Genomic DNA, 11,824 nt, shown 5'->3' on the forward strand with positions numbered 1-11,824 from the left:
CTGGCATCCGGACAAGGCTGTCATCTGGTGGGATGCTGTGCAGAAGAAATGGGTCGGCCATGACGTGCCTGACTTCAAGGCGGTAATTGGCCCCGATGATCCGGCCTTCCTCAATCCCTTTATCATGCAGGATGACGGCAAGGCCTGGCTCTTCGCCAAGGATAAGATGAATGAAGGACCTTTCCCGGAACACTATGAGCCCTGGGAGAGCCCGGTTCAGAATCCATTCTCCAAGGTACAACTGAACCCGGTTGTCAAGGTCTGGGAGCCGGATAAACAATCCGATCCGGCCAAATATCCCTATGTGGCTACCACCTATCGCTTCTCAGAGCACTGGCAGGCCGGTCAGATGACCAGAAACCTGGAATGGCAGGCGGAACTGGTACCGGAGATGGTGGTGGAAATCGGGGAAGCTCTGGCCTCTGAACTGAAGATCAAGGATGGGGATATGGTAATCGTGGAAAACAGCCGCGGCCAGGTCAAGGCAAGGGCTATGGTCACAAAACGTTTCCGCCCCCTGACGGTGATGGGCAAGACCATTCATCAGGTAGGGATGCCCTGGCACTTTGGCTATCAGGGGCTGATTACCGGTGATATTGCCAACAAGCTGACCCCGCATGTAGGGGATGGCAATACCATGATTCCCGAATACAAGGCCTTCTTGGTCAATATAAGGAGGGCGGAGTAGAATGGCAGAGAAACTTAGCATGTTTGTCGACCTGACCCTTTGTGTCGGCTGTCGGGGCTGTCAGACTGCCTGCAAAAGCTGGAATCAGTTGCCGGGGGAGAAGACGGCCTATTACTCAGGTTTGCAATCCATGCCGGATACCACGCCTCATACCTATAATTTGATTAAATTCAAGGAAGTTGAAGAAAATGGCCAGGTGCAATGGTTTTTCTTCAAAAGGCAATGTATGCACTGTACAGAAGCGGCCTGTATCAAGGCCTGCCCGGAAAATGCCCTCAGCCACACCGAAACCGGAGCGGTGGTCAGGGATTACGACAAATGCATTGGCTGCGGCTATTGTGCTAAATATTGTCCCTTCGGTATTCCCAAAGTGGATGAGGGAGTGCAGAAAATGGGCAAGTGCACTCTTTGCTTTGACCGGGTAGCGGAAGGATTGACCCCGGCTTGCAGTAAAACCTGTTCGCCCGGAGCTGTCCAGTTCGGGGAAAGAAGCCAGCTGGTCAGCAAGGCAAAAGCCCGGCTGGAAGAAGTAAAGCAATTATATCCCGAAGCCAACTTGTATGGATTAGATGAGCAATTCCTGGGCGGGACCAATGTTTTCTATCTCCTGCCTAAAGCACCGGAATTTTATGATTTGCCCAAACAGCCATCGGTTCCGGCCATTCTCACCACCTGGAAGGATGTGATCCAGCCCATCGGCAAGGCTTTACCTCTGGCTGCCCTGGGAGCTGTGGCGGTCAGCGCCTTCCTCACCCGGATTCGGGAGAATAGCCATTCTGTAGATAAAGGAGGGAAAAGCCATGGCGCCTAAAAGCGGGGAAAAGGTTTTACGCTTCGGGGCGGTGGCCCGGTTTGCCCACTGGTCCCATACAGTGACATTCCTGCTCCTTGCCTTTACTGGCATGTTGATTTACATGGATGTCCTGGACTTCCTGGCACCTCTATTCGGAGGCATGCAAGGGGCCCGGCTTCTGCACCGGATTGCAGCAGTAGGGTTTATTGTCCTGCCGATTCTCTCGCTGTTTGCCAATCCGGCAGGTTTCAAAGAATGGATGAGCCATGTTTTTCGCTGGGGTGCCAATGATTTCGCCTTCTTTGGTGCCTTTGTCAAAGAGTTTTTTGGAGCTCATGTCGAAGTACCGCCCCAGGGCCGCTTCAATGCCGGTGAAAAGGTTAACTCCTTGCTGCAGCTGGTAGGTTGCACTTTGTTGGCTATCAGCGGGTTGATCCTCTGGTTCCCCCAGGGCTTCAGCCAGGGAACCCAGCAACTGGCCCTGATCGTTCATGATCTAGCTTTTGTCCTGACCTTTACAGCTATGATCGGTCATGCCTATTTGGCTCTTTTTCATCCCAAGACCAACGAGGCTATCAACGGTATGTTGAGCGGTTATGTGGATGCGGAATTTGCCAAAAGCCATTACCCCCTGTGGTATCAGGAGATCAAGGGGAAAATGCGGGGCTAACCCTGCCGGGGAGGGTATTACCCTCCCTTGTTTTTTCCTTCTGTTTATGCGATAATTATAAAGAAAGGTTAGGGATGTCTAATGCAGGAATTAGTGCAGGTAGTTAAACGAATTCTGGCTTTTGCAGAAAATCAGCTCCCGGTCAGTCTACAGGTAGAACTGGCAGAAAGTATGGAGGGACAGCCTTTTTTGCTGGCCGATTGCCGCTGGCAAGCAGATGCTGATGACTGGCGCCAGTATTTACTGGGATGGCAGGCATTTTTACAGGAACTGAAGCCGGAGAAAAAGGAGGACTGGCAGCGGTTATTTCAGGAATTCCTAACCATGGATATAAATGGCCTCTGGGCCTATCAACCCGGGCAAACGGAGGCTGCCTGGGTGCGAACCTTGATTTTCTATCCAATCCTTAAACAACAAAAAGAAATGCTAAAAAAGGAATTGGAAACTAAAAATAATATCGCCCACTGTCCTCTCTGTGGCAGTATCCCTTTGCTGGCAGTACTGAGCGGACCAGGTGGGGCCAGACAGCTGGTTTGTGGCAGTTGCACTACCCGCTGGGATTATCCTGCTCTTGCCTGTCCGGCCTGTGGTAATCGCGACCATGAGACCTTGTATTACCGCAAGGCCGAGGAACTGCTGGGCTGGCAACTGGATAGCTGTAGGAAGTGCGGATATTCTTTAAAGGTTCTGGATTTGCGCACTGGCAAGCAGGATGTCCATCCCTGGTTGCTGGATGCTGAATCAATAGCGCTCAACTTTGTCAACCAGAAGGAGGAATAAGTCTCATGTTTGGTTTTATTGGCGGTCTGGGTATGCCGGAGTTAATTGTCATTCTGGTGCTGGCACTGATTATTTTTGGCCCGGGTAAATTACCGGATGTAGGTAGGGCTCTGGGGAAAAGTATCAATGAGTTTAAGCGGGCCTCCCGGGAAGTGCAAAAGGAAATAACCGAAGCGGTAAAGGATGAGCCCAAATCGGAAGGAGACAGCAATAAGACTGTCGGCTAAGGCTGACAGTCTTTTTTCTAAGCAGGAATTTTTTGATGGAGATTGAATATATATATCTATGTGTCCAAGCAGTTGACGAGAAGAAAGGATGCAACTATTTAATGAATACCTGGAATATTTTTGGTGAAATCAGTAGTGATTTGCAACTGGTAGAGAAGGAGCTGCAGGAAGCAGTAAAAGGGCCAATTCCTGTCCTGGAGGAGGCCTCTTCCCACTTGCTGGCAGCGGGAGGGAAACGTTTGCGTCCTGCTTTTGCCCTGATTTCGGGCAAGTTTAGCAATTATGATCTCAAGAAAATGATACCGCTGGCGGTGGCTTTAGAGCTTATACATATGGCCTCTCTGGTCCATGATGATGTGATTGATGCCTCGAGCACAAGACGCGGTCTACCTACTGTGCGGGCCAAATGGGGCAACAGGATGTCCATGCATGCCGGCGATCATATTTTTGCCCGTTCCTTGCAGTTGATTCATAGTATCGGTAACAGGGAAATAAGTGGCATTTTGGCTACCACCAGTGTTAAGATGTGCGAAGGCGAAATCCAGCAAATCCTCACTGCTTTTGATATCAGGCAAACTATCAAGGACTATTTCTACCGGATTGAAAGGAAGACTGCCCTGTTGATTGCGGCATCTTGCCGCTGTGGGGCCCTGGCAGCAGGAGCGGAACGAGCGATTGTGCGGGCCCTGGGTCGTTTTGGCCACTATATTGGTATGGCCTTTCAAATTACCGATGATATTCTTGATCTAACTGCTGACCAGAAAAAACTGGGAAAACCCATAGGTGGAGATATTCGTCAGGGGATTATGACTTTGCCGATGATTTTTGCCCTTAGATACTACGGAGAAAATTCCCGGCTGGCTGAAATTCTGGCTGCGCGCGAAAAAGGGGAAAAGGAAATCAAGGAAGCCATCCAGCTGATCTCAGCAGCTGGTGCCATTGAGAAAACCAGGGAAATCAGTCGACGCTTTGTGGAGAAAGGTTTGCGCGAATTGGCCATACTCCCGGTCAATCCAACCCGTGATTTGCTGGAGAAGCTGGCTCATTTCATAAATCGGCGGAATTACTAAAAATTTTCCTTACAAAAAAGAGGAATTGTAGAGAAGGACGGCGAATATATTCGTCGTCCATTGCTGCAAGAATGTGAATGTCATAACAAGGAGGGAGTTTTCATGGGTCTGAGGCCAAAATGGCTGCAGTTCGATCTCAGCAAGACAGAAGATAAGCTGAAACTGTTCATTCTGGTCAGCGGTCTGCTTATCTTCATTGGTGTGGCTACAGTTACGGCAATTCAGCTGACTATGTACCCTGAGTTTTGCCAGACCTGTCACATCATGAAGCCTGAGTATCGAACCTGGCAGGCGACCTCCCACAGCAATATCCGCTGTACGGAGTGTCACATAGAGCCCGGTGTATTTAACCTGATCAAGCACAAGATCGGGGCGATGAAGGAATTATATTTATACGCTACCAATACTTATCCTACTCCGATTAAAATGTCACACAAAATTGAGAATTTCGTTTGTGAGAAATGTCACTCTATCACTACTCGTAAATTCACTGTTTCCGGGGATATAAAGATCCCTCATACCAGACATATTGAGAGCAAAATTACAGAGGTCTACTGTGTGGATTGTCACGCAGGGGTGGCTCACGGCAAGATTTCCGAAAGGGGTATGATTACTGAAGGGTCACCAACGGCTGTGAAAAAAGGCGATCTGGCGGCATGGACATTAGACGACGGAAAACAGCAGACTATTCGCGAATTCACTAAAGCAGACATGGACGACTGTATTGCATGCCATGTGAAGAACAAGCAATCCATCAAGTGTGAAACCTGTCATGCTACCATCAAGACTCCGGATAATCATACACCGGTAGCAGCATGGTTGCCGCAGCATGGTAAAGATGCTGAAAAAGATATTAATGTTTGTAAGTCCTGCCATAACTATGGGATGACTGTAAAACAGGTGGTACACACCAATAAGGCCGTTGCCTATGCCTGGGGCAATGAATACTGTGTGAATTGTCACAGCCAGGCCCCTGCCAGCCATAAAGAGGCTACGTGGAGGAAAATGCACAAAACTCAAGTGGCAGCTAAAGGCATTAACAACTGTTTTGCCTGCCACAGTCAAACCAGCAAAGAAGGACCACAGGCACCGGCTCGCATTACCTGTGACCGTTGCCACTAATATTAGGAGGATAGGCGATAATGGGTAAGTGGAGGTTAAAGCTGGACCTCAGTACGACAGAAAACCGGTTAAAGGCTTTCATACTGGTCTGCGGACTACTGATTTTTATCGGGGTTGCGACAGTAGGGGCTATCCAGATTACGATGGAGCCGGATTTTTGTCAATCCTGTCATGAGATGAGACCTGAGTATTATACCTGGCAAGTAACATCTCATCGTCAATTTCGTTGCACCGAATGCCATATAGAGCCGGGGTTGGCCAGTCTGCTCATCCATAAAATCAGTGCAGTTAAAGAGGTCTACCTCCACTTTACCGGTACCTATCCACGGCCGATTAAAATGGAAAATCCCATTCCCAATAATACCTGTAAGAAATGCCATTCGCCTGGTAATCGTCAGTTCACTGTTTCCGGGGACTTGATAATCCCCCATGATCGCCATGATGCCAAAGGGGTTTACTGTGTTGATTGCCACAGCGGTGTAGCTCATGGGGAAATTGCCAAACGGAAAGTGACTAACAGGATTCAGTTTCTGGCCTGGAATGAGACAGTAGCAAGAGAACAGACTGATGGTAAGCTGGCCAAACCCAAAATGAATACCTGTCTGGAATGTCATACCAAACGGAATGTTACCACTCGTTGTGAGGCCTGTCATAAGACTATTGCCATACCTACCAACCATGAACAGGAGGACTGGTGGTATCAGCATGGCCGACTGGCTATGAAGGACATTGATTACTGTAATAAGTGCCATTCATTCTCATTGCAAACTCAGGAAGGCACAAAAGTCTCAACCAGGGATTATGTCCGGGGCAATGTTTTCTGTTATACCTGTCACAGGAAATGGCCGCAAAGCCATACTGCTGACTGGAAGATAGTCCACAAACATTCGGCTCGCAAGGATAAAGATGGTTGTTTCATCTGTCATGATCAAAATAAACCAGCAGTCAATTCTACAGCGACCACTACTTATTGTGCTAAATGTCATGGACCAACGGTTTTACCAGGGCAAACTACTTTCACAGGTGGGAGCAATCAAAACGGGGGGGTACAAAGCGGTAAACCGCAAGGGCCCAGTTCACACCCGTCTAACTGGCGTCAAATTCATCCTAAATATGTGAAGGAAAAAGGTACTGGTACCGGTCGCTGTTTTGAGTGTCACGATACATCCAACTGCTTCCGGTGTCACACCAATGGTGGCAAAACCTAAAAAGGGACAGCAATACGCTGTCCCTTTATCTAATAAAATTTTTTAAGCAGGGCTGACTAAGGAAGGATTTTTGCAATATTTGTCGAAATGATAAAATAAACACAAGCGAAGGGCACCGCTGGCAACAGAGATCAGCCCACAAATGAGGAAAAATGTAATAAATATCACAATCTGATGGTTGGTTGGAGAAAGGGGCCGATTTCCATGGGGCGCTGGCTGAGTTACATAGTGTCGATTATTACAGCGGTGGCTCTAGTTGTTACCATGTTAATTACCGATACCGGCCGACAGCTTCTCCAGAATGGAATAGAAAAGCTGGCTGGATTGGTTCAGATAGATGGTTTGCTAAATACTGATGGAGCAAAAGAACTAGGAAAAAGTGGTGAAGGTGACCGCAAAGTATGTGGCACCTGCCATTCCGATAAAAGTGCTGATTTTCGCAAGAAATATCAACATGCCCCTTTTGTGCGCTGGCAGTGCACAGACTGTCATGTCCCTCATACCGTAGGTAGTGGTAAAAAAGAATTTGTAGTTGAGATTGATAAGCTGTGCGCTACCTGTCATTTCGATCGGAAAAACGAAATGGCAATGCCGGTTAAGCACCCTCCCTTTGCTAAAGGGCGCTGTATAGATTGCCATGATCCTCATGCATCTGACTACCCCAGGCAACTGAGAATACCAGAGCAACAATTATGTCAATCCTGCCATACTGTTGCGATGAGGTATGCGGGTTTGCCCAGTAAACACCCGCCTTTTGCGAAAGGGTATTGTACCGACTGCCATACCCCTCATGCCTCGACAGGCAAAGGTCTAACCAAGTTACCAGGAGATAAACTCTGTTTTTCCTGCCATTATGACCGCCTGGCTGAAAGAAGTATGCCAGTTAAACATAAGCCTTATGCTGAGGGAAACTGCATAGGCTGTCATGGTCCTCATGCCACCAGTGGCGAGAAGATGTTGAGATATCCGAAAGAAAAGCTGTGTTTCAGCTGTCATGTAGATAAGGCAGAACAAACAAAGGTTGGTTATCAGCATCCTCCCTTTGCCAAAGGACAATGTACCGGTTGTCATACACCGCATGGGTCTTACAATAAGAGTTTGGTTTTAGAACCAGGAAGTCAGTTGTGTTATCTCTGTCATGGCAAGTATCGATCCTACTTTAGTATGCCCTCTCATCACCCGGTTGATACGGGTAGGATTGAGTGTTTTAGTTGTCATAATCCTCATTCTGGACCGGGCAAAAGGATGACTATAGCACCGGGCAATGAGTTGTGTTTCACTTGTCATAGTGGCTTGCGTGATACATTTATGCAATTGGCGCATGCAACAAAAGCAGAAGGGAAAGGCGGAAAAGGAAGTTGTCTCAATTGTCACGTTCCACATGGAGCGCCTTATAAGCCGCTATTTGCACAATCTCAGGAAGATACATGTAAGACTTGTCATGGTAAAACAGTTCTTAAAGCAAGGCAACATCCTGTAGGGCCTTCGTATACAGATCCCTGGCGAGGGGGGCCAATGCACTGTAGCAGCTGTCATGATCCTCACGGTAACTATAACAAGAAATTTACCAGATTGCCTAAGGATGGTTTGTGTTTAAAGTGTCATAGTATCGATGAGTTAGGAAAGAAGAAAATAGTTCGTAAAATTCATGGCTAATAAGCAAATGGAGGCATATTTATGGCTAATTTACAAACAGACACCAGTAGAACTGTTAGTTTGCCAGTAGCGATTATTTCTGTGTTTGTTTCAGTATTGATAGTTATAAGTGTTTTGTATTGGATAGGACAAAAATATTTTTGGCAGCCTGTAAAGATGCCTGACCCTTATGCTTATGAATTGCAGCAGGCACAGGAAAAACTGAAGCAAGATCCTGAAGATGTTAAAAATCATTTACTGTTGGCTTATGTATATTTACGTAAGGGTGATCCTGCTACTGCATTAAAAGTATTGCGAAATGCTGAAAAACTAGACCCCAAAAACAGGCAAATTGCGTATAACATTGGTTTAGCTTATATACAGATGAAGGACTATAACAAGGCTATCGCATATCTGGAAAAACAGTTACAAGGCGGTATCATAGATTTTGAACTGAATTATAATCTCGGGTATGCGTATCTGGAAACAAAACAATATAACAAAGCCGTTGAAAGATTTAAGGCATGTGTAGACATTGCTCCGAGTGCAGCTGATGCTTACCTGATGCTGGCAAAGGCGTATAAAGGTATGGGACAAAATGATAAGGCAATTACTGCAGTCAAAGGCGCATTGCGCTTGGCTCCTGACTATCAAGAAGCACGACAATTTTTAAGCGAATTGAGTGGAGGAGCAGAAAAATGAAAAATAAAATTAGTTTGCCAGTATTAATTAATGTTATCTTAAGTTTGATATTAATTGTGGCAGCTGTCTTTGCCTGGTTTTATCTGAAAAAAGTCAATCCTGTTTCAGAAATAACTGCGCGTTTACCTCTTGATAACGAAATAAAAGCTCCCAAGTATTTGTTTACAATATATGGAATTGGCAATGATAGTTTGAAAACACCAAACCAAGTGCTTGTCTATAAAGACCAAATATTTGTTTCAGATTCAGGCAATCGGCGTGTTGTAGTTTATGATTACACAGGGGCCAAAATTAAGGAAATAAAAAAGATTGGGAATAAGACATTGCAATATCCATACGGAATGGCTATTCTTAATGGAAATTTATTAGTAGCAGATCTGGGAATAAACAAAATAGTTATATTTGATCCAAATGGTCAATTTAAGGGATATTTTGCTGAGAAAACAAGCATGCGTCCAGCTAACATCGAAGTTGATGGAAACTCTGTCTATGTTAGTGATATAGGGGCGCATCGAGTTCTAAAATTCGATCCCATCGGCAAACTGGTTGCAGCTGTAGGGAAAAAAGGTGAGGGTAGAGATGATCTCTATTATCCTCACGGTTTAAAGATAATAGATGATAAACTTTATGTTGCTGATGCTGACAATTATCGGATCAAGGTTTATGATAAGAACAGCCTCAAGTTATTAGATGTATGGGATAAAAACAAACACGGCGAGAAAAGTGCTTTTGCCGTGCCGCGAGGATTGGCAATAGACAACAAAAAACAGCTCTGGGTGTCAAATATGCTTGCTGGCAATGTGCTAAGCGTTAGCAATGATGGAAAAAAACAAATTGTAGTTGACTATGTAGCAACAAAGGATGATAACTTAACCGTTGTAAATGGTATTTTCATTGATGACAAAAACCGACTGTATGTATGTGACCGTTCGCGTAATATAGTAGTAGTTTATCAGATACCTTAAGTTTTTGTTTAGATAAAGAATAAAATTTTTGTGGAAGGAGGTGAGACCTAATGACTGCACGAAACTTTGCTAAAATATTTATTTTAGGAAGGAGGGTGAAACCTATGAAAAAATTTATAGTTGTGCTAGTAACTATGTTTACCACTTTAGTGGGGGCTGAAGTCGCTTTGGCCAATGTTCATACTGGTTTTTCAGTGACAACAGAAGCATGCGGTAGCTGTCACGTGACTCACGCTGCCTCTGCTGCTAAATTGCTGAAGTTTGGCGGTACTCAAACAGCCTTCTGTTATGGTTGCCATGATGAGGCCCGTGCAGGTAGTCCCTATGATGTTGAGTCTGGTCGTACCACTGACGCTACTGGTACCGGGTTTGTTGTTTCCTATTCTGGAGCGTTTGATTTTGCTTCTGCAAATTATGCCGGGACATCCAGACATGATGTGGAAAACCTGACTACTCCCGGGACTGATTTAACTGCTGCTCAGATTCCCGGTAACAGCACTGCGCTGGGACTTACCGGTGGTCTCCGTTGTGGTTCCTGTCACGATCCCCATGGTGATAACACTACCAACGGACGATTGCTCCGGGGCACCTTACTGGGAACTAACGTAAATATTAGTGTTTATTTCCCACTGGATGCTGACCATCGACCTACTTCCTATGATATAAAAATCAACCAATGGTGTGCTGGGTGTCATGGGAAGTTTAACAGAACTGCTGGTTCTGGTCATACTGCTGATGGTTATGGGATGTATCGTCACGCAATGGGTGTGTCCCTGGCAGCTTTGCCGACCGATTATTCTATGGCAACAGGAACACCGGTTGCTAACTTCAATGCTACTCCTGCAGCAGGTAAAAACCAATTGGTTTGTTTAAGCTGTCACCGAGCTCATGGTACTGACAAAGTTTCTACTACCTCCTGGAACAGAGATGGAGGCGGTTCCAGCTCTTCTACAGCTTTGTTGCGCATGAGCAACCGCGGTGTATGTTACAACTGCCATGGCGCTGCGTCCCAGAACGGTTCTGGCTTATAATATGAATTGATGTGAACTGGCGGGGGGTATAGTGCTCCTCGCCAGCTTATCATCTTCATAATTTGAATTTGTTACTTTGGAAGGGGGGAGAAATACTTCATATGTTTGTTTTATCTTTAAAACGGAGATTACCAGCAAAAATATTTCTATCTTTTCTGTTTTGTATTGCTGTTTTATTGCTAGTATTACCCAAAGCTGATGCCGTAATGACAGTCAGTTCAGATTGCAGTTTGTGCCATGACAATATTGTCAACAATTTTCCAACAGCCGCGGTTGTGAAAAATATAGCATGCCAAACCTGCCACTATTCGTCACATATGGCTTCTGTTCAAACCCCATATGGGTGGTTTCAATCGATAAGTTCGCCTGATACAGTGCCTTATTTGTTACACCAATACCATGCTGGATTAAACGGACAAAGTGCTGACAATTTATGTAACCGTTGTCATGGGCAGGTCTCATGTAATACCTGTCACGGTACGGTAAATCATGCGACCCATAGTACTTCTGCCTATCCTCCCACAACTGAGTATGCAGCTGACGGGAAAGTATTTGGCCAGGTTCAGCTATCCTGTACTAACAGTTCCTGTCATGGGACCTGGACTAATATTGTACGCAAGCGGGCGGATGGCAGTGACTTGTGTTTCAATTGCCATACCACTGGGCTGGCCGGTCATGGCGACCTTGATGCCAAACACCAAACTGTTTTCCCTGATCAGCTAAGTACTCCAACTGGCCCTATCTCATTGAATTGCAGTCAGTGCCATATTGACAAACTCAACCAGGAGCATTTAGGCAAGGTTAATGATTGCGCCAACTGTCACGGCGGTTCAGTTCGAGCAGATGTGAAAGCTGTAGTGGATGCTGCTAAGGCCACAACCGATCCGGTAGCAGATTTGGCCGCCAAGCAATGTTTCAACTGCCACGTAAACC

The 11,824-nt window shown here is 46.0% G+C and carries 13 protein-coding genes; all 13 read left to right on the plus strand.

What is annotated here, in order from left to right:
• A partial coding sequence (locus ULO1_RS15275) for a formate dehydrogenase subunit alpha (protein WP_242947965.1) occupies nt 1-688 on the plus strand: 688 nt, incomplete at its 5' end.
• Nucleotide 689: 1 nt separating this feature from the next.
• Nucleotides 690-1,499 (plus strand): 4Fe-4S dicluster domain-containing protein, encoded by an 810-nt coding sequence (locus tag ULO1_RS12925; protein WP_079906202.1) that lies wholly within the window; start codon nt 690-692, stop codon nt 1,497-1,499.
• The gene (locus ULO1_RS12930; protein WP_078664885.1) at nt 1,489-2,151 is read left to right on the plus strand and encodes a formate dehydrogenase subunit gamma; all 663 of its coding nucleotides are present in this window, start codon (nt 1,489-1,491) and stop codon (nt 2,149-2,151) included. Before ULO1_RS12925 ends, ULO1_RS12930 begins: the two co-directional genes overlap by 11 nt.
• 81 nt (nt 2,152-2,232) lie before the next feature.
• Complete coding sequence (locus ULO1_RS12935) at nt 2,233-2,931, plus strand: formate dehydrogenase accessory protein FdhE (RefSeq protein WP_079933725.1); 699 nt, start codon at nt 2,233-2,235, stop codon at nt 2,929-2,931.
• Between the two features lie 5 nt (nt 2,932-2,936).
• Nucleotides 2,937-3,158 carry a twin-arginine translocase TatA/TatE family subunit gene (tatA, locus tag ULO1_RS12940; protein WP_078664883.1) on the plus strand — a complete coding sequence of 74 codons (222 nt, stop codon included), beginning with the start codon at nt 2,937-2,939 and terminating at the stop codon, nt 3,156-3,158.
• Between the two features lie 35 nt (nt 3,159-3,193).
• Nucleotides 3,194-4,228, plus strand: coding sequence for a polyprenyl synthetase family protein (locus ULO1_RS12945; RefSeq protein WP_107753566.1), 1,035 nt, complete (start codon nt 3,194-3,196; stop codon nt 4,226-4,228).
• 102 nt (nt 4,229-4,330) lie between these two features.
• The gene (locus ULO1_RS12950) at nt 4,331-5,350 is read left to right on the plus strand and encodes a NapC/NirT family cytochrome c (protein ID WP_078664881.1); all 1,020 of its coding nucleotides are present in this window, start codon (nt 4,331-4,333) and stop codon (nt 5,348-5,350) included.
• 20 nt (nt 5,351-5,370) lie between these two features.
• Nucleotides 5,371-6,558 (plus strand): NapC/NirT family cytochrome c, encoded by a 1,188-nt coding sequence (locus tag ULO1_RS12955; protein WP_079906198.1) that lies wholly within the window; start codon nt 5,371-5,373, stop codon nt 6,556-6,558.
• Nucleotides 6,559-6,762: 204 nt separating this feature from the next.
• Nucleotides 6,763-8,214, plus strand: coding sequence for a cytochrome c3 family protein (locus ULO1_RS12960; RefSeq protein ID WP_159446906.1), 1,452 nt, complete (start codon nt 6,763-6,765; stop codon nt 8,212-8,214).
• Nucleotides 8,215-8,235: 21 nt separating this feature from the next.
• A complete protein-coding gene (locus tag ULO1_RS12965) occupies nt 8,236-8,895 on the plus strand; it encodes a lipopolysaccharide assembly protein LapB (RefSeq protein ID WP_079933727.1) in 660 nt (219 codons plus the stop codon).
• Nucleotides 8,892-9,860 carry a hypothetical protein gene (locus ULO1_RS12970; protein WP_079933728.1) on the plus strand — a complete coding sequence of 323 codons (969 nt, stop codon included), beginning with the start codon at nt 8,892-8,894 and terminating at the stop codon, nt 9,858-9,860. The genes ULO1_RS12965 and ULO1_RS12970 overlap by 4 nt, the downstream gene beginning before the upstream one ends.
• Nucleotides 9,861-9,964: 104 nt before the next feature.
• Nucleotides 9,965-10,891 (plus strand): cytochrome c3 family protein, encoded by a 927-nt coding sequence (locus tag ULO1_RS12975; RefSeq protein WP_159446907.1) that lies wholly within the window; start codon nt 9,965-9,967, stop codon nt 10,889-10,891.
• A 383-nt stretch (nt 10,892-11,274) separates the two neighbouring features.
• The coding region (locus tag ULO1_RS12980) for a hypothetical protein (RefSeq protein ID WP_200806972.1) at nt 11,275-11,824 on the plus strand (550 nt) is incomplete at its 3' end.

The organism is Carboxydocella sp. ULO1 (assembly GCF_002049255.1).
Taxonomy (GTDB): domain Bacteria; phylum Bacillota.

Coding starts and splice junctions, on each gene's coding strand:
- ULO1_RS12960 (WP_159446906.1), top strand. CDS start 6,763: ATGGGGCGCTGGCTGAGTTACATAGTGTCGATTATTACAGCGGTGGCT.
- ULO1_RS12970 (WP_079933728.1), top strand. CDS start 8,892: ATGAAAAATAAAATTAGTTTGCCAGTATTAATTAATGTTATCTTAAGT.
- ULO1_RS12935 (WP_079933725.1), top strand. CDS start 2,233: ATGCAGGAATTAGTGCAGGTAGTTAAACGAATTCTGGCTTTTGCAGAA.
- ULO1_RS12925 (WP_079906202.1), top strand. CDS start 690: ATGGCAGAGAAACTTAGCATGTTTGTCGACCTGACCCTTTGTGTCGGC.
- ULO1_RS12965 (WP_079933727.1), top strand. CDS start 8,236: ATGGCTAATTTACAAACAGACACCAGTAGAACTGTTAGTTTGCCAGTA.
- ULO1_RS12945 (WP_107753566.1), top strand. CDS start 3,194: ATGGAGATTGAATATATATATCTATGTGTCCAAGCAGTTGACGAGAAG.
- ULO1_RS12975 (WP_159446907.1), top strand. CDS start 9,965: ATGAAAAAATTTATAGTTGTGCTAGTAACTATGTTTACCACTTTAGTG.
- ULO1_RS12950 (WP_078664881.1), top strand. CDS start 4,331: ATGGGTCTGAGGCCAAAATGGCTGCAGTTCGATCTCAGCAAGACAGAA.
- ULO1_RS12930 (WP_078664885.1), top strand. CDS start 1,489: ATGGCGCCTAAAAGCGGGGAAAAGGTTTTACGCTTCGGGGCGGTGGCC.
- tatA (WP_078664883.1), top strand. CDS start 2,937: ATGTTTGGTTTTATTGGCGGTCTGGGTATGCCGGAGTTAATTGTCATT.
- ULO1_RS12955 (WP_079906198.1), top strand. CDS start 5,371: ATGGGTAAGTGGAGGTTAAAGCTGGACCTCAGTACGACAGAAAACCGG.